The 17,208-nt window shown below is 33.6% G+C and carries 17 protein-coding genes; 6 read left to right on the forward strand and 11 right to left on the reverse strand.

The window, feature by feature from the left end; translation table 11 throughout:
- Nucleotides 1-13: 13 nt before the first annotated feature.
- The 6 genes from atpE to OQ292_RS04375 all read right to left on the reverse strand — a co-directional run bounded on the left by atpE (nucleotide 14) and on the right by OQ292_RS04375 (nucleotide 3,435).
- Nucleotides 14-259 carry an ATP synthase F0 subunit C gene (atpE, locus tag OQ292_RS04355; protein ID WP_284684828.1) on the reverse strand — a complete coding sequence of 82 codons (246 nt, stop codon included), beginning with the start codon at nucleotides 257-259 and terminating at the stop codon, nucleotides 14-16.
- Nucleotides 260-300: 41 nt separating this feature from the next.
- Complete coding sequence (gene atpB / locus OQ292_RS04360; protein WP_284684829.1) at nucleotides 301-1,356, reverse strand: F0F1 ATP synthase subunit A; 1,056 nt, start codon at nucleotides 1,354-1,356, stop codon at nucleotides 301-303.
- Nucleotides 1,346-1,765: a hypothetical protein gene (locus tag OQ292_RS04365; protein ID WP_284684830.1), complete on the reverse strand. Its 420-nt coding sequence runs from the start codon at nucleotides 1,763-1,765 to the stop codon at nucleotides 1,346-1,348. The genes atpB and OQ292_RS04365 overlap by 11 nt, the downstream gene beginning before the upstream one ends.
- A 73-nt stretch (nucleotides 1,766-1,838) precedes the next feature.
- Nucleotides 1,839-2,072 carry an AtpZ/AtpI family protein gene (locus OQ292_RS41095; RefSeq protein ID WP_431733765.1) on the reverse strand — a complete coding sequence of 78 codons (234 nt, stop codon included), beginning with the start codon at nucleotides 2,070-2,072 and terminating at the stop codon, nucleotides 1,839-1,841.
- Nucleotides 2,038-2,490: a bactofilin family protein gene (locus OQ292_RS04370; RefSeq protein WP_284684831.1), complete on the reverse strand. Its 453-nt coding sequence runs from the start codon at nucleotides 2,488-2,490 to the stop codon at nucleotides 2,038-2,040. The genes OQ292_RS41095 and OQ292_RS04370 overlap by 35 nt, the downstream gene beginning before the upstream one ends.
- 84 nt (nucleotides 2,491-2,574) lie before the next feature.
- Entirely contained in the window at nucleotides 2,575-3,435 is an 861-nt protein-coding gene (locus tag OQ292_RS04375) for a M23 family metallopeptidase (protein ID WP_284684832.1), read from the reverse strand.
- A gap of 469 nt (nucleotides 3,436-3,904) precedes the next feature.
- Here OQ292_RS04375 and porW point away from each other — a divergent pair, with 469 nt between their 5' ends.
- Together porW and OQ292_RS04385 are read left to right on the forward strand one after the other, a co-directional pair.
- Nucleotides 3,905-6,103, forward strand: coding sequence for a type IX secretion system periplasmic lipoprotein PorW/SprE (porW, locus tag OQ292_RS04380; protein WP_284684833.1), 2,199 nt, complete (start codon nucleotides 3,905-3,907; stop codon nucleotides 6,101-6,103).
- A 110-nt stretch (nucleotides 6,104-6,213) separates the two neighbouring features.
- Nucleotides 6,214-8,589 (forward strand): transglycosylase domain-containing protein, encoded by a 2,376-nt coding sequence (locus tag OQ292_RS04385; protein ID WP_284684834.1) that lies wholly within the window; start codon nucleotides 6,214-6,216, stop codon nucleotides 8,587-8,589.
- Between the two features lie 56 nt (nucleotides 8,590-8,645).
- Here the strand turns inward: OQ292_RS04385 and OQ292_RS04390 are convergent, their stop codons facing one another.
- From OQ292_RS04390 to OQ292_RS04400, 3 genes are all read right to left on the reverse strand, one after another.
- On the reverse strand, nucleotides 8,646-9,107 hold the full coding sequence (locus tag OQ292_RS04390; RefSeq protein WP_284684835.1) for a DUF4890 domain-containing protein: 462 nt from the start codon (nucleotides 9,105-9,107) through the stop codon (nucleotides 8,646-8,648).
- Between the two features lie 89 nt (nucleotides 9,108-9,196).
- Nucleotides 9,197-9,589, reverse strand: coding sequence for a DUF4890 domain-containing protein (locus OQ292_RS04395; RefSeq protein ID WP_284684836.1), 393 nt, complete (start codon nucleotides 9,587-9,589; stop codon nucleotides 9,197-9,199).
- A 130-nt stretch (nucleotides 9,590-9,719) separates the two neighbouring features.
- Nucleotides 9,720-11,411: a sodium:solute symporter family protein gene (locus OQ292_RS04400; protein ID WP_284684837.1), complete on the reverse strand. Its 1,692-nt coding sequence runs from the start codon at nucleotides 11,409-11,411 to the stop codon at nucleotides 9,720-9,722.
- A gap of 255 nt (nucleotides 11,412-11,666) precedes the next feature.
- Here OQ292_RS04400 and OQ292_RS04405 point away from each other — a divergent pair, with 255 nt between their 5' ends.
- Nucleotides 11,667-11,840 carry a hypothetical protein gene (locus tag OQ292_RS04405; protein WP_284684838.1) on the forward strand — a complete coding sequence of 58 codons (174 nt, stop codon included), beginning with the start codon at nucleotides 11,667-11,669 and terminating at the stop codon, nucleotides 11,838-11,840.
- Between the two features lie 124 nt (nucleotides 11,841-11,964).
- Entirely contained in the window at nucleotides 11,965-12,174 is a 210-nt protein-coding gene (locus OQ292_RS04410) for a hypothetical protein (RefSeq protein ID WP_284684839.1), read from the forward strand.
- Nucleotides 12,175-12,273: 99 nt separating this feature from the next.
- Here the strand turns inward: OQ292_RS04410 and OQ292_RS04415 are convergent, their stop codons facing one another.
- Entirely contained in the window at nucleotides 12,274-13,461 is a 1,188-nt protein-coding gene (locus OQ292_RS04415) for a hypothetical protein (RefSeq protein ID WP_284684840.1), read from the reverse strand.
- 283 nt (nucleotides 13,462-13,744) lie between these two features.
- On the opposite strand from OQ292_RS04415, the gene hemE reads away from it, so the two are divergent.
- Nucleotides 13,745-14,776, forward strand: coding sequence for a uroporphyrinogen decarboxylase (hemE, locus tag OQ292_RS04420; RefSeq protein ID WP_284684841.1), 1,032 nt, complete (start codon nucleotides 13,745-13,747; stop codon nucleotides 14,774-14,776).
- A gap of 77 nt (nucleotides 14,777-14,853) precedes the next feature.
- Here the strand turns inward: hemE and OQ292_RS04425 are convergent, their stop codons facing one another.
- Nucleotides 14,854-16,386 carry a PP2C family protein-serine/threonine phosphatase gene (locus tag OQ292_RS04425; protein WP_284684842.1) on the reverse strand — a complete coding sequence of 511 codons (1,533 nt, stop codon included), beginning with the start codon at nucleotides 16,384-16,386 and terminating at the stop codon, nucleotides 14,854-14,856.
- A gap of 320 nt (nucleotides 16,387-16,706) precedes the next feature.
- On the opposite strand from OQ292_RS04425, the gene OQ292_RS04430 reads away from it, so the two are divergent.
- Nucleotides 16,707-17,195, forward strand: a complete 489-nt coding sequence (locus tag OQ292_RS04430) for a hypothetical protein (protein ID WP_284684843.1) — start codon at nucleotides 16,707-16,709, stop codon at nucleotides 17,193-17,195.
- Nucleotides 17,196-17,208 lie beyond the last annotated feature (13 nt).

Here is a 17,208-nt window from a genome sequence, read left to right on the forward strand (position 1 = left end):
AAATAAAAATAATTTAGCCAGCAATAAGGAAACTTACCGCAACAGCGAAAAGAGCAACACCTTCAATGAATGCAGCTGAAATAAGCATAGCAGTTTGTAATCTACCAGCTATTTCTGGCTGACGAGCCATTGATTCAACTGCACTACCACCGATGCGTCCGATACCTAAACCAGCACCAATTACTGCAAGACCAGCACCAAGACCAGCACCTAACGTACCGATAGAACCAGTCATCTCTAATAAAATACTTGCTAACATTTTAATTAAATTTATATATGGTTAATAGAATACTATTCAAATTAATGATGATCGTCTTCTAAGGCTAAGCCTATAAAAAGAGCTGAAAGTAATGTAAATATATATGCCTGGAATATCGCTACAAACAATTCGAACATTGTCATGGCAATTACAACAGGGCCTACAATTACTCCCACAAACATTTGCTTAAACACAAAGATGAAACTAATCAAACTCAACACGATAATGTGACCAGCAGTAATGTTTGCAAAAAGACGAACTGTTAATGCGAAAGGCTTTGTAAAAATACCAAGTAATTCTACTGGTAATACAATTATTCTCAATGGCAATGGAACTCCCGGAGTCCAAAACAAGTGAGACCAGTAATTTTTTGTACCTGATAAATTTGTAATTAGCAAAGTGAATATTGCCAAAGTCATTGTAAAGGCAATGTTACCAGAAAGGTTAGCACCAGTTGGTAATAATCCCAATAAGTTGTTTATCCAGATAAAGAAAAACAAAGTAATTAGGAATGGAAGAAACTTATCATGTTTCTTTTCTCCTATGTTAGGAATAGCTATGTCATCACGAATAAACAAGATAAGTGGCTCTAAAACAGACTGTAAACCCTTAGGCTCAACAGCTCCACGTTTCTTATATGCTCCAGCAACGCTAAAAAATATTAAGAACAATAACACTACTGATACCATCATTGAAGCCACATTCTTAGTAACTGAGAAGTCTAAAATATGCTTATCTCCCAATTCTTCAATATGACCATGTGCTAATCTGTAGGTATTATCACCTTTTTCTACATCATGCTCGCCATGATGAAAATCGTTAGACATGAATACATCAAGGGAACCATTTCCCAAATTTCCCTCTTCATATGTATATAAAATAATAGGAAGAGAGATTGAAACTGAATGCTCTTCACCATTTTCTCCATGGTAGTCAAAAAGATGCCATCCGTAGTCATCTTTTATGTGATGAACAATCATCTCAGTAGGGTTAAAAGCCTCACTGCTGCTCTCTGAATCAGATGCTGATAAAAGAAGTGGAGAAAATAAAAAGAAAACGAGTAGTAAAATATTGGTTTTCAAACACTTATGCTTCATGTTTTTTGGATGCTTCATCAGATTTTCCGTCTCTATCAAAATTTTGGCGCAATTTAGCCAATAGAGCTTGAATTTCAAATACAGTATAGCATAAATAGAAGATAAAAAAGTATCCTGTGAATAAAACAGCGTCTTCTTTTACAAAATAGTAGTATAAAAACAGGATAATCGCTGAAACAAGCAGCCTAATTGTGAGTGCACCCATAAAATAACTCACAAAATCGATGTCTTCTCCTTTAATACCTTTATTAACAAGTAGGTAGGTTCCAAGGGTTAAAACGATGAAATAACCCTGTATATAGAAAGTATAAGGATGAACATTTTGAGTAAATTGCTGTAGAACAATTACTATAGTTGCCAGCACTACACTAAGTATAGTAAACTGAATATAAAATTTTTTCTCTCCCATAACACAGTAAATGAAATTGCAAAAATACATTTTTACAATTTCAAAAAATCAATCTCTCGGGTAAAAGTATCTTCTATTTATTATTATTTAGTTTCTTAATCAAAAGACTTATGGAAGTTCCAACACCTAACAACATCATAACTAAGGTAAAATAGGCACGAGATGTCTGAAAATAATCATCTAACAGGGAGCCGATCCATGCACCCAACAATATCGCACCTATCATTTCCATAGCTAATGAAGAATATTTAATATATTCTCCAAAGGGCTTATTAGACTGTCGCTTTGGTTGGTTGTTTTTGCTGATTAGAGTTCAGTTTTGAATTGTTGTTACTGTTTGAATTAATATGACTGCTTTTAATATCACCCATTTTGCAGGTTCCGTTTAATACAGCTCCAGCTTCAATAATTAGTTTTCCAGTAAAAATGTCACCACTAATTACAGCAGATGGCTTTAAGATGAGCATGTCAGTAATTTCTAGCTTGCCTTTAACTTCGCCAGAAACTTCTGCATTTTGCGAAATAATATTTCCCTCTACATAAGACCCTTCTCCTAAATTAATCTTCGACTTTGATTTTACGTTACCGTAAACTTTTCCGTCGATGCGAATAATGCCACCTGTTTCTAAGTCACCTCTAATTTCTGTGCCTTTGCCAATGTGGTTGGTAGAGTTGTTTCTTACGACCTCCTCCTTACTCTCATCTTTGTTACTAAATAGACTCATAATTTTAAAATTAGTTAAACGATCAGCCCTGTTAAAAAATAAATAAAGGGAAAATTCTCATTAAATAAAAATAAATGTTGGTAATTAAAAAGTCATAAAATCTTCGGGGTTAACTGCATTACCATCGTACCATAGTTCAAAATGCAAATGCGGACCATCAGTTAACTCACCAGAGTTGCCAATTATTGCAATAATATCTCCGGCTTTTACTACGTCCCCTACGTTTTTAAGCCTTGCCGAATTGTGCTTGTAGAATGAAATAAGCTGATGTTTATGTTGAACTGCTATTACATGCCCAGAGTCTTGTGTCCACGAAGAAATGAGAACTGTACCGTCTGATACAGCTTTTACAGGTTCATTTTTTCTGGCAACAATATCAAGACCGTAATGCCCTTCACTTATACTGTATTTTCTAGAGATTACTCCATCAATAGGAGTAAAAAAGAATAGCTGTTGAAGATCGCTCTTCGCGTTATTTATAAAATTTAACTGATCGTAATCAGATTCTTCAAACTGCTTTCTAAAATCACTCTCAACTTTTGCCAGCTCAGCATTCTCTTCGGCATTTTGTGTAACCGAATCATCTTCTACAGGATTTTCGAAAACCACAAAATCCACATTACCGGTTAACACATTACGGAAATTTGTAAGACTTTTTTCTTTAATTTCCATTTGAACCATAAGTGAATCGATATTTTCCTGCATCTCTATGAGCGTACTGTTCATCTTTACATAATCGATTCTTGGATCAAACCATTTTGAGAGAACAGTTGTAACTAGCAAAAAACTCAAACCTGAAAAAAGCACAAAAATCCCCCCTATTACCAGAAATAGCTTTACATAACTGAATTTTATGGTTGCTTTCTCTGCAAAGTTCTCCTCATGCCTAATGATCAACAAAAATCTGGATGAGAGCCAGTTTGATAATTTTTTCTTCTGTTTCAAAAAATCTAAAAAATGATTATGTCACAAAAATAAAGATAATTAACTTAATATCTAATTATGCTTTTATTAATCCCGCAATTGTCTTACCAATGCTTTTTTAAACGTATAAAATCCGCAATATTTTATTATTGTAAATTCATGTATTTTTAGCAGTACTTACAGCTTTAAGAAATCAACCTTATACTTCAACAGACTTAAAATCAATGTTTTTCGGTTTATATAAATAAAAATGGTGCTTTTTTTGAGTAAATAAAGCATTTAAAACATCACTATTTTTAAGTTTGTGATCTGATATTTTTTTTTAATCTAAATTTTTTCTGTATCGAGAGTTTTTACTTAAATACACATATTTTGAAAAGAAGATAAGCGCCTTTCTTTTTTCAATTATTTCACTAGAATAAAAAGAATTAATAAAGACAGATTGTCGTTTACTTTTGCAGAGTAACATTTTTTGGATAAAACATCAGTTTTGAACAGCAAGAAATTTTTTTCAGTATTTATCATTTTGCTCTTAGGGTTAACAGAATCTTGCCAACAGTACCACGATACTACTGCTAGATTTAACGCTTATTTTTTAGCAAATGAAAAGACACTTGAAGTAGAAGAAGCCTTATTTGGGAATATCCAAAACGATTACAATGATATATTACAGGTTCTAGCTCCTATAGATACTACAGCCGCAGCGGGGCAAGCATCAATTTTTGAATATATTCTTGAGAAGGCATCATTACCCATCCAATGGCACGAAGGAAGCCAATGGGTAGACGATTGCTATATACTAATTGGCAAAGCTCGTCTCTACCAAGGTGATTTTATGAATGCTGTGCTCACATTCAAATATGTAAACTCAAACTCAAAAGATAATGCAGCAAGACATAAGGCATTAATTTTATTAATTAGAACATTTATAGCTTCTAAGCAATATGCCAACATGTTTGCTATCATAGATTATATCAAAAAAGAAAAAACTCCTTTAAACGAAGAAAACACTAGAGACTACCACCTTACCATGGCCCATTATTTCAGGCTTATGGAAAATTACGATATGCTATTTCTGCATTTGAAAGAAGCTTTACCTTTAATAGAAAAAAGAAAGAGAAAAGCCAGACTAAATTATTTAATGGCTCAGCTTTACGAAATGAAAGGTGATGTAAACTCTGCTTATGAAAATTACAGCATTGCATTTAAATACAGCCCTACCTACGAGTTAGCATTCCAGGCAGACTTAAAAAAATCTGCGGTATCTAAAATAGAATCAGAAGAAGACATTGAAGATGCAGCTAAATATTTTAAGAAACTCTTAAACGACGAAAACAACTGGGAATATAGAGACAAGATATACTATGAAATGGCAAAGTATAACTTGAGAAGAGAAGAGTTTGATGAAGCATTAAAATACTTGAATGAGTCTGTACAGGTAAGTAGTAACAACACTATCCAAAAAGCTTACTCCTATTTAAAAATGGGGGAAATCTATTATTATGAACAGAAAAATTTTGAGCAAGCTGCGCTGTATTACGATAGTACTATACAGGTAATGCCACCACATGTAAAAAACTACGACAATACTAAAGAGCTCGCTGAAACACTTAAAGAATTCACCAAATATTTAAAGCAAGTAAGAGATCAGGAAAGGCTATTAAAACTTGCTGCAATGCCTAAAGAAGAGGTAGACGAATACTTACAAAACGAAATTGCACAAGAAAAAGAAGGCATTCTAAAATATCAGGAAAATAAAAGACTGGGAGAAGAAAAAAGAAAGCAAGCTCCTAGTACAACAACTGAGCTTAGCTCGCAAAAAGATGCAGGCTGGTATTTTTATAACTCAACTGCCAGAGTTGTTGGGCAAACAAGTTTTATTAGAACATGGGGTAACAGAAAGTTAGAAGACAACTGGCGTCGTTCTAAAAAGATTACCAACTTCGATGATAATACAAACACCAACCAACCAACTGCCAACAATAAAGAGAATAATACCAAACAAGAACAAACCGAAGATATTTTTGCTTCTGTAAAATCGCTTGAAGCCAGAAAAGCAGAAATACCTTATAATGAGACTCAAAAACTAGAGGTATACGCTAAACTTGAACAGGGACTTTTTGAGCTTGGTAAGGTTTATTACTACAGACTCGAAGAATTCATCAACGTAATTAGTACATACTCCAGATTACATAAGGAATTCCCTAATGGAGAGTTTACTCCCGAAGCACTATATATATTATATACCATGTGTATAGATTTTCCGGAATGTAGCCAACAAAGCTATAAAGACACCATTGTTCAAGAGTATCCAGAGTCGTTTTACGCTAAGATATTGGTTAATCCTAATTATGTACAGGAAACTAATATTAGTAATAATGAATCTATAGACTTGTATGAAGAATGTTTCTCTTTGTATAAAAAAGAAAGATACAACGAGTCTGATTCGCTCTTACAAATAGCTATTGATAAATACCCAAAAAGTTCGGTGCAAGACAAAATGCACTTATTACGCACCATGATAGACGGAAAAATTACTGATGATATCAATACTTATTATCAGAAATTAAATCAGTTTATAAATAATTTTAGCCAAAGTGAATTAATTCCTTTTGCTCGAAATCTTTTAAGTGCAATTGATCCTTCTAAAATCAAGTCTGACACAAGTATTCAGCAGGGTCAAAACTAAAAGCAAAAGAAAACTATTAGTGCTTAAAAAGGATTTTATAATTTTGAAGATTAAAGTAAATAGAGTTCCATATTCTAAATAGAAAAGACTCTTAATAAATATACTGAAATATGTATTTGAGATTAATAAAAATAATTTGGTTTACCTTTTTTGCTGGCTTAATCGCACTGGTGCTTTATGTAGCTTCAGTATATGGCAACTGGAATAACCTTTATGGTGGATTACCAGATTTTAAAGAACTGGAAAATCCTAAAAATGAGCTTGCTTCCCTACTCTACACCGCAGATGATAAGATAATGGGTAAATATTTTGTTGAAAACAGAGACCCTGTAAAATACAGCCAGCTTTCTCCTAATCTAGTAGATGCCTTAAAAGCAGTTGAAGATGTGCGATTTGAAATGCACAGTGGTATAGATTTTCGAAGCTTAACTAGGGTATTTTATGGTCTTGTAACTTTCGATAGAAAAGGTGGTGGTAGTACACTTACCCAACAGCTAGCTAAAATTCTTTTTAGCACTCGGGGAGAGTTAAGTAATGGCAAACTAAATGATATTCCTTATCTCAACATTCTTATTTCAAAAACTAAAGAGTGGATATTGGCAATTGAACTAGAGAGAGCCTATACCAAAGAAGAAATTATGACAATGTATTTGAATACGGCGTCATTTAGTGGTAATATTTTTGGGATAAAAGCAGCTAGTAAAACCTTTTTTAATACTATTCCCGATAGTTTAGATATTTTGCAAGCAGCTACACTTTCTGGTATGCTGCAAGCACCAACCCGTTTTAACCCACATCGTAATCCAGAAAACTCTAAGACTAGAAGAAATACAGTTTTGTATCAAATGGAGAAGTACGGTTTTTTAAACGAAACTCAGTTTGACACACTTTCCAAAAAGCCAGTAACTGTAGAATATAAGATGGAGAGCCACAATACTGGGTATGCCACTTATTTCAGAAATGAAATTGCCAAAGATTTAAAAAAATGGTGTGCAACTCACTACAAACCAAATGGTGAGGCTTACAACCTTTATACTGATGGCTTAAAAATCTACACTACCATCGATTCCAGAATGCAGAAATATGCCGAAGAAGCTGTTCAAGAGCATATGGCGCATCAGCAGGAGTTATTTAATGCGCACTGGAAAGGTAGAGACCCTTGGATCAACGAAGACTTTGAACCTATAAAAGGTTTCTTATCTAGCAGAATTAGAAGAACAGAAAGATATAGAGTATTAAAACTAAAATATGGTGACAATAAAGACTCTATCAATAAAGTCTTGAATACACCTGTGCCAATGACTATATTTAGCTGGACTGCTCCCGGTTATGAAAAAGATACAGTAATGTCTCCTATGGATTCATTAGCTTATTACAAGCATTTTCTACATACTGGTTTAATGTCGATGGATCCGGCAACTGGTTATATTAAAGCTTGGGTAGGTGGTATAGATCACCGTTACTTCCAGTTTGATAATGTAAAGCAAGGTTACAGACAACCAGGTTCTACATTTAAACCTATTACTTATTCTGCTGCTATTGTAGAAAACAAAATGCACCCTTGCTATAAAATTGTAGACTCCCCAGTAAGTATCACTTTACCAGATGGCACTATCTATACTCCAAAAAATAGTGGCTCTTACTCTAATAAGGAGATTACACTAAGACAAGCAATTGCCATGTCTAAAAACACTGCGGCAGCAAATATTATTAAAATTCTAGGGCCAGATATTATAGCAGATTATGCCGAAAATAAATTTGGCATTGGGTACTTAAGACAGAAGTACGGAAATAGCAGAAAAATAGACAGAGTATATTCTTTATGCTTGGGAACAAGCGAAGTATCATTATTTGAGCTAGTAGCAGCCTATTCTGTATTCCCTAATCAAGGAGTTTGGACTGAGCCAATTTTTATTACTCACATCGAAGATAAAGACGGTAAAGTATTAGAAACTTTTGTTCCTAAAACGATAGAAGCATTAAGTGAAGAAGATGCCTATACTATGACCTATATGCTTAGAGGTAGCAACGAAGAAAAAGATGGAACCTCCATAGGGTTAAGAGTAAGACAAATCTATGACGACCGCCAAGGATACGATTTTATAAGAGGGACTCAAGTAGGTGGTAAAACTGGAACAACTTCAAACTATTCTGATGGTTGGTTTGTGGGAGTAACCAAAAACTTAATTACTGGTGTTTGGGTTGGAGGCGAAGAAAATGTAATTCACTTTAGATCGCTTACATATGGACAAGGTGGTAGAATGGCAATGCCAGAGTTTGCTAAGTATACTGAGAAAGTTTACGCAGATAAAGATTTACCATACCACAATCAATTAGGTGAAAATGGTGATTTTATAAAACCAGACAAAATGCTCCCAGAGTTCGATTGTTGGAAGTACGATAAAATGACCAGTTTAAACCCTGCTGATTCACTTAGCAATAAGACTAATATTATCCCTACTAAAAAAGATGATGACTTTTTCTAATAGGGAATAGATGATGAAACAATAAAAAAGCTCTGCCTTTCAGCAGAGCTTTTTTATTAGTTAATTCCTCCATTTGGTGGGCCATCTGGCGGAAATCCTCCAGGACCTCCATCTGGTGGACCTCCTCTTCTATTTCTTCGTTGAGCTTTTCTTTGCTCTTCCATTTCTTTATACTTCTTCAACTGATCTTTGCTGAGTATTTTTTTGAGTTCTTTTTCTTTCTTAATCTCCAGAGTTTCCATATCATAACTTTTTTCTTCTCTGGTCAATTCTTCATTTTTCATTAGCTCTACTCTTTGCTTTGCATATTTCAAGTTAATGTCTCCTACTATAGCAACTTGATCTTCTGTTAAAGCCAAAGAATCAGTCATAAGCGTAGTTTGCATTTGAGCCATTTCTTCTACAGAAGGCATCTTTCTCCTTCTGCGCTCTCCTTGTTCATCATTCTGGTCTTGCGCATAAAGCATATTGCCAAGCAGCATCCCATATACGAATAAATAAAAAAATCTTTTTTTCATAAAGCCTCTAATCTACTAGGGTTTAGGTGAATACTTTTTACAGTTAAGAATTGAAAATGATTATCGTACTCTAAATTTGAAGATTTTAACTAATTATTAGTTGAGCTATTCCTTCTATTTCCTCTCGCTCTTCCTTGCATTTGAGCTTGTATTTCTTCCATTTTTACGTATTGCTCATCGCTAAGAACTGTTTTTAATTCAGCCATTCTCTCAGTCCTTATTGCATCCATTTTAGATCTCCTGTCTGTACCCTGAAGATCACTATCAAAAACTTCTTTCTGTTTTTGAGCATATTTCAGGTTAATTTCTTGCACAGAAGTAACAGTAGCTTCATTTAAGCTAAGTTCTGTTTTCATATGGGTGGTTTGCATGGTTGCCCTGTCTTCGGCAGTCATGTTTTTACCTCTACCATCTCGTTGAGAAAATCCATAAAAACTAATTCCCATCAACATTACTGTAATTAAAATGCTAAGGCGTTTCATAACTTTATTTTTTAGTGTTAAATAGTTTAGGATTAATTGCTAAATCTCTTTTCAACACTAAATAAAGCTTCTACAGCAAATAGTAAAATAATTTCAACCAACTATAAGAATTACTAAACCAAAGCAGTTTTTAGGTAGTTTTCTGGTTTTCTAAAAATGTTTGAAAGATAAAACCAAAGCCTATTACAGGTAAACAGCCAATTACATTAAACCACAGATAAGGGATATCTGTGAAAAGGAAACAGTACATTACAATTACTTCGGCTACAATTGCAGCTAAAAATATAGCAAGTCCACCAATTTTTTTAAAGTAAAAGGCTACCAAGAATATTCCTAAAATAGTACCATAAACCAAAGAGCCTAACATATTTACAGCTTCTATTAAAGTACCAAGTCTATTGGCAAACATGGTAAATATGATAGCATAAATACCCCAAAAAACTGTAATCCAACGAGAAGCTTTTAAGTAATGTCTGTCTGATGCATCTTTATTAAAATGGCGTTTATAAATATCTATCAAGGAAGTAGTTGCCAATGCATTCAATTCGGATGAGGTGGATGACATAGAGGCCGATAGAATTACAGCTATTAATAAACCAATAATTCCTGCAGGTAAATGATCGATTACAAAGTTTAAAAAGATATAATTGGTATCGTTTGTATCTGCGTTAGGATCAGCCGTTTTGATAGCTTCTATTGCAGTTTCTCTAATATTAGAAAGCTCTTTATCTGCAACTTTTAAAGACTCTTCAGCTTGAGTTATGTTTCCCTCTTCTTTATTAAGTTCCTTTACCAGATCTAATGCTTTTTGCTTTCGCTCAAAAAATGCAATACTGTAATCATCTTCGAGCTGGGTAATATTTGCATTCTGTCCTTTTTGTTTGGCATCTTCCAGCAATACTTTGTTAAAAAACACAGGAGGCTGAAAGAAAAAGTAAAAGACATACACCATTACCCCTATAAATAAAATAAGAAACTGCATGGGTATTTTAGCCATTCCATTAAACAGCAAACCCATACGACTTTGGGTAACAGACTTACCTGTTAAATACCTTTGCACTTGAGATTGGTCTGTTCCAAAGTAGGAAAGAGCTAAAAAGAAGCCTCCAATTACTCCTGTCCAAATATTATATCGGCTACTTAAATCGAATTCAAAATCTACTACATTTAGCCTTCCCATTTTACCTGCCACTTCTAATGCATTACCAAAGCTTACTTCTTTCGGTAGCATATTAACCACCATTACACCAGCTATAAACATCCCTATTACAATCACTCCCATTTGGAATTTTTGCGTTTGGCTAACGGCTGCAGTACCACCAGAAACGGTATAAATTACCACCATGCTTCCTATAATGAGGTTGGTAATGTATATATCCCAGTTTAATAGCGATGAAAGAATTAAAGAAGGGGCAAAAATGGTAAAGCCTGCAGCCAACCCACGTTGGCTTAAAAACAGTATAGCAGCTAATGTACGGGCTCTTACATCAAAACGAGACTCTAAATACTCATAAGCAGTATAGATATTCATTTTGTGGTAGATAGGTACTACGGTAATAGAGAGCAGTACCATTGCAAGCGGTAAACCAAAATAAAACTGCACGAAACGCATTCCGTCAGTATATGCTTGCCCTGGTGCAGAAAGGAAAGTAATTGCACTGGCTTGGGTAGCCATTATGGAAAGTGCAATGGTAAACCAAGGGGTTTGCTTATTTCCTAATAAATAATCACTGATGTTTTTGCTTCCTCTCGTTTGCCAGACTCCATAAACCACTATAAATATCATAGTGCCCGACAACACAATCCAATCCAGATAACTCATGAATATGTTTTAGTAAACCAATAAAATAATACGATCAATAAAATCAATTCTCCAATCACTAATATATACCAGCTTTTCCATTTATTGAAAATAGGTGGCTTGGCTTTTTCATTTCCATTTTCTAAGATCTGGTCTGTGTCCATTATGAAATATTAAATATTCTGTTGATGTAAATACTGGATTACAAAGCTCTTATCTTTTATCTTTATAACAAGATTTATTACATGTAGTGCAAATTAACTAAACAAAAACGATATGGCTTATATAAAGCGTTTTTTTAAAGAGCTAAGTCAACTAACCGGACAAGACACCGAAGTTGCAGAACCGGTCTTTAGCACAAGCGAAGTTGACTTTTTTTTTAAGAAAACAGGCTTAATTATAGCTTCTATAGCGATTGCTACAGCCATTTTGCTTTTTGCTTTTGCCTAAAACTATCACCATACCTATCCATTACATTACATAACTACAATAATCAATCTGCTAAATCACTTAAAAGTGATTTATGTAAGCTTTACTATCTATACAGCTATTTGATGTTTAAAAAATTTAAATTATGCAGAAGATCACACTTGAAAAAATCTATCACAGTTACCTAACAAATGGCATCCTAGGCTCTTTAAGACTAGACTTAATGATGAAAGAACAACAAGGATATGAATGTTTTTTTACTGATTTAGAAACAGGTGAAAAAAGTATTCAATTTATTCCCATGAGTAACAATATAAACATCAATCAGAAAGTTGAAGCTATATTCTGTGATTAATTAAAAGTAGCATCAATCTGCTTAAAAATATTTTAATTCCGGAGCTACATTCTACTATAAACAAAAAGCCTTCTGCATAACAGCAAAAGGCTTTTCTTTTTATCTTAGTCCAGAAGACTTAATCGGCATTCTTTTAAATGGCTTGCTCTCATCAAAAAGTTTACGGTAAGTAACATGTGTTTTATTAATTCTACCTCCTACCTGAGCTTTTACCACATTAATCATTTTCGGGTTAAAATCGCCAATCCAGTTCATTTCCAAAAAGTCGTAAGCTCTGTAATCTCCTTGCACCATTTGTCTAAACTTCTCAATCATTAAACCATCCACACCTTTTCCCTGATGAGCCGGATCAACGCCAAAAATAACACCTAATAATTTTTTATTCGTTTTCCTCCACTTATACCACAAGAATGTAAGCTTACCTAGTAAATCAAGCTTGCCATTAACGTGCTTAAAAATCTGATTTACTTCTGGTAATAGAATAAAAAAGCCAATTGGTTTATTATCGAAATAAGCAAACCAAAGCACCTTCTCATCCATAATTGGCTTCATTTTATTCATTAAAGCTTTTGCTTGTAACGAAGACATTTTTGCCACTCCAGAATGATTTGCCCAAGCATTATTGTATACTTCTCTAAAGTCTTCGATGTATTTAGATATTTCAGCCTTTTTAAGGTGTCGTGCATCGTAGCGGGGGTCTTGCTGAAGCTTAGCTGCTTTTTCTGCAACTTTGGGCGCAAGTGCTCCCATTATCTCTCTAGCAAAAGTAAATTGCTTAAAATATACTTGGAAACCGTATGCTTCAAAAAGAGCTGGATAATAATCGAAATTATAATTACAGCAGTAATTAGGTTCGTGCTCAAAACCATCTATTAAGCATCCCCACCATTGGTCGCGCTCTCCAAAATTAATTGGCCCATCTACCGCCTCCATTCCACGTTCTTCTAACCATGCTTTACAGGTATCGAAAAGCTTAAAAGCAGCTTCTTGATTGTTGATACACTCGAAAAAACCCATGCCACCTGTAGGCTGGTCGTTATCTTTATTAACTGATCTTTTATCAATAAAAGCAGCTACCCTGCCTACAGTTGTACCAGTACTATCTTTTAAAATCCACCTAGTACACTCCCCATGCCTAAAATATTTGTTTTTAGATGTATCGAAAACGCTGTTAATATCATCATCCAGCGGCCTAATCCATGCTGTATTTTCACTTTTGTATAGCCTTACTGGTAATTGAATAAACTCTTTTCTAGTATGTGTATCTTTAACTTCAATAATTTCCATTCCTACCCTACATAATTATGTTTTGAAGATCGCAAAATTATAAAAAAGCAGGGTTTCTTTATCCTTTATAATTCTGCATTCTGCTAAAATTAGCTCTAATTTTAATAATGAGTAGTTTTTAGATACTTATTTAGCTATAAAATTTAAATTTTTGTTTTATTAAGCTATTTCCCCATCATTCTATATAAAAAAACAATAAACTTTTTTAATAGCTTTTTTTTCAAATTTATAGGCATTATGATATGCCCTTTTCAGATAGTACTTTTGCAAAAAAATTAAAATAATGGCTTTGAAGAACGATTTGATTTTAAGAGCTGCAAGAGGAGAAAAAACAGAGCGAACTCCTGTGTGGTTAATGAGACAGGCTGGAAGAATTTTACCTGAATACAGAGCAGTTAGAAACAGTCTTAGTGGATTTATTGAATTAGTAACAACTCCAGAATTAGCCGCAGAAGTTACCATTCAGCCAGTAGATATTCTGGGAGTTGATGCAGCCATTATATTTTCGGATATTTTAGTTATTCCCGAAGCAATGGGTTTACCCTACGAAATGGTAGAAAAGAAAGGTCCGTTTTTTCCAGAAACTATAAAAACTGCCGAAGATGTAGCCAAACTTAAAGTAGCTGATGTTGCTTCTGATTTAGGTTATGTACTCGAAGCCATAAAAATTACCAAAAAGGAACTTAATAACCGTGTTCCTCTAATCGGGTTCGCCGGAGCTCCTTTTACTATTTTCTGTTATATGATTGAAGGAAGCGGTTCTAAAACTTTTTCTAAAGCAAGAAGAATGCTTTACCAAGCACCAGAACTGGCACACCAATTACTTCAAAAAATTACAGACAGCACAATTGCTTACCTAAAAGCTCAAATTACTGCTGGCGCCGATTTAATTCAAGTTTTTGACTCTTGGGCAGGCATATTACCTCCTACACAGTACGAAAGCTTCTCGGTACCTTATATGAAACAAATCTGTGACGCAATAACAGAAGTACCCAAAACTTTATTTGCTAAAGGCGCTTACTTTTCGCGTCACTCATTGGCTGCTTTAGACTGTAACGCAATTGGTCTTGATTGGAACATGGATATAGCTGAATCTAGAAAACTGTGTGCAGGTAAAACCCTACAAGGCAATCTTGATCCATGCGCTTTATATGCCTCAGACAGTGAAATTGTAAAAGCGACAAAATCGATGCTCGATCTGTTTGGCTTTGAGAAACACATTGCAAACCTTGGGCATGGAGTATATCCAGACATCAACCCTGAAAAAGTGAAAGTATTTATAGAAACTGTAAAAGAATACAGCAGCAATAAATAATATTGGTACATGCCTATAAAAAAAAGAGATAACAAAAACTGTTATCTCCTTTTTTTAGCTTTTAAAAGCTATCTGTATTAGATATTAACCATATCTACCTCTTCTTCAAGTATTTTTTCTACAGCATCTATTGGGGTTAATTTAATACCAATTATAGTAATATCGTCTCGTTGCTCAGCTCCTTTCTGGTGCATATGCAATGCAGAATATAATTCTCTTTTTTGATCTGCCATTGGTAAATCGTTAATTTCTGTAAGCAAATTCTTTAATCTAATAGAAGAGAATTTCTTTCTCTGCAAATTATTCTGGTCTACATAACCATCGCTAAACAAATATAAAATAGAATCTTTAGGCAAAATTAACTCGGTGCTTTCAAACTTCTTTTTAGAGTTAGTTATTCCACCAATTCTTTTTCTAGTCCCTTTTAATTCCATAATTTCATTAGATAAACTATAGAATAAATTCTGATTTGCTGCACCAAAAGTAACCTTAAAATCATCGGACTCTTCTTCAATTACTACAATTGAAATATCTAGCCCATCTCGATTATTCGTAATTTTCTGTTGTAGCACATACTCCAATTTTTGAAGAGATTTTTCCATAATCTCAGCCGGATCATAGGTTTTTTCAACCTGAATAATTTGGTTTAAAATAGCATTAGAGATGAGCGTCATAAAAGCACCCGGAACACCATGACCTGTACAATCGCCTTCAATAAAGATTCTTTTATTACCAAATTGATGTGCCCAATAAAAATCACCAGAGACTACATCTCTAGGTTTGTACAATATAAAATGTTCTCCAAACAGATTATAAACTTTATTAGCTGTAGGTAAAAAAGCTTTTTGAATTGTTTTTGCAGACTCAATGCTACTAATTATTCTTTGCTGGTAATCTTTTAGTTCTTTGTTGTTTTGCTCTAAAATATCTCTCTGCGCAGAAATCTCCTCTTGGATTTGTTGAAGTGCATCATTAGAAACTAATAACTCATCATTTGTTTCTGCTAATTCTCTTTTTACCATAAGGTCTTGATCTACTTTAACTTTTGCCAAAATAAATATGATGGAAATTATGGTAAGCATATTCACTGCTACTAAAACCAAAGATACATTAGAAGTAAATATAGCAGGCTTTAAATGGGCAATGTATGGATCTATGTATAATGAAAAAGCTGTAAGCGCTATAAAGAGACACAGCCACAAATAAGTACCTTTCCCTTTAAGCAATGTTATAGAACCAATTAATGCCAAAGTTGCCCATAACATAATAATACCAGATGCTATAAAACCACCTAAAGACCATTGCAAGGCAAAAGGCAATAGCATACTTATCACTATCTGAAAAGTCCTTGTTAAGCTAAACTTCTTAAGTAAATGAAATGATAATAGATTGAAAAAAGATAACACAACGTATCCATAAGGGATTACAGAAGGAGGATATATTCCAAATGCTACTAAAATTGTACCCCACATTATGCCTCCAAAAGACATTAGAATTGCCAAAAATACCAATTGGTTTTTAGTATTTTTTAATTCTATTGTGTCTTCTGAGGTAATGCCAATAACTTTTAACTTCTCAATAACTCTTTGATAAGCAGAATTTAATTGCATTTTAAACAAGTTTTTTGTTTAAACAAACATCAGATTTAACGCTATTATGATTGATTATAAGAATAGTAAATGTGCCCTCGAAATCTTCCCGCTGATAGTACTAAGAGTTTGTGTATTTAAGCAATTACCGTTTTATAATTAATTTGTGGTATAACATTACATTTGTTATATTATCATTAAACCATAATCTGTTAAAAAAATTATGTCTACATAAGCATCAAAGAGGTATTTCACAGCTATAATTTTCTACCCACATTAATTAACAATATCATCTTAAATAGATAATTGAAATAGATAATTTCTTCTAAATAGGAATAGCCATGGAAACTCTTTATAAAGTACTATTTCTTATCATATCCCTCAGTATCGCCCATAGTGTATATTCACAAAATCAATATCATAATTTCAGGCTAAGCAATACCGAGATTCTAGAAATATTAGCGTATGATGAATTTAACTTAGATGATAGCATCGAAAATAACTACCATATAAGTTATGAAAAGGTAATGAATGACTCAACCTTTATCGTGAGTGTTACTGAAACGAAAGCATTCGTGTGTGAAACAAAACCTTTTGATTATTTCAAGGTCGGCAATCATTATATCTTCGAATATGATTTATTCTTAGATAAAAAATTAAAAGGATATGATACAGAACATTTAAATTTTTCTGTACCAGACTCTTTATTTAATTACTCAAGTTTTTCGAGGTTTACTGATACATACGACCCAAACCACCCTGCTTGTAGAGTTTTGATATTTAGAACTAAGTATGGACTAATAAACCATAAACTAAGCAAAATGGATTAACCTTAATTTTAGA

This window comes from Chondrinema litorale (genome assembly GCF_026250525.1).
In the GTDB taxonomy this organism is placed as follows: domain Bacteria; phylum Bacteroidota; class Bacteroidia; order Cytophagales; family Flammeovirgaceae; genus Chondrinema; species Chondrinema litorale.